The sequence below is a fragment of the Synechococcus sp. H70.1 genome, assembly GCF_047502705.1.
Classification (GTDB): Bacteria; Cyanobacteriota; Cyanobacteriia; order Thermostichales; family Thermostichaceae; genus Thermostichus.
This window is the reverse complement of record NZ_JANSIV010000093.1, coordinates 1-860: the sequence shown is the minus strand read 5'-3', so window position 1 is coordinate 860 and position 860 is coordinate 1. Positions and strand designations below refer to the sequence as shown.

Genomic DNA, 860 nt, shown 5'->3' with positions numbered 1-860 from the left:
GGAAGGACAGCCAACACCCAGCCAATAGCCCAGCAGGGCAAGAGCAGCCCATGCTGTGGTTGGGCGCTGCTGCTGTGGGGATCCTGCTGAAATTTGAGGGGATAGGTAGGGAGCGCGAACCCTCGCTAGGAAAGCACAGATAGTGGCGCCGTATCGAAGATTCAGGAAAAATTTGCCTTGGGGCCCCTACAGGTAGTGGCAAAGGGCGAGATTTCGGCTTTGATTAGGGAAGCACTGGGTAACCCGTGTGCAGTGAAGCAAGAACGCGCTTGGCTAACGGAGTGAGGTGTGAGGATGATGAAGCGTCGAGTTGCCTGGGGATGGGCACTGAGCCTGTTCCTTTCTCTGCCCCTGTTGGCTGTAGAAAGTCAGCTTGAGGAAGCTGTCGCCCAACGGTTGACCTCCGTAAAACCCCAAAGCCTCAGCCGCATCACCAATATCCGCCTAGTGCCCCACGGCAACCGCATGAAGCTGGAGATCACCACTGCAGGGGGCGCCCGTCCCCAGGTGTTCTTTACCCGACAGGGCCGGTCTTGGATTGGAGATATCACCAATGCCCAACTGGATGGCGGTCAAGGCCGCTATCGTCAGGAGTCTCCCTTGCCGGGAGTGCGCTTCATCGAAGCCAAGCAACTGGGCAGTGACAGCGTGCGGATAGAAATTGCCGGTGTTGCGGCAGCTCCCCAGGGCTTGCTGGCCCAGCGCAGCCCAACACAGCTGGTCTTCGAGTTTGAGGGCTTGCCCTCTGCTCCACCGGCTCCTGTAGCGGCAGCGCCCAGCCAAGTAGCGCCCAATCAACCGGCCTCCCCAACCCGACCTCAGCCTGTGGCCCCACCGCCGGCTCCTGCTTCCCCTCCAGC

At 60.3% G+C, this 860-nt stretch carries 1 protein-coding gene; it reads left to right on the top strand.

All coding sequences use genetic code 11. The annotated features are described in order from the left end of the window. Positions 1-294: 294 nt before the first annotated feature. On the top strand, positions 295-860 hold a 566-nt coding region (locus tag NW827_RS06865; RefSeq protein WP_414503478.1), incomplete at its 3' end, for an AMIN domain-containing protein.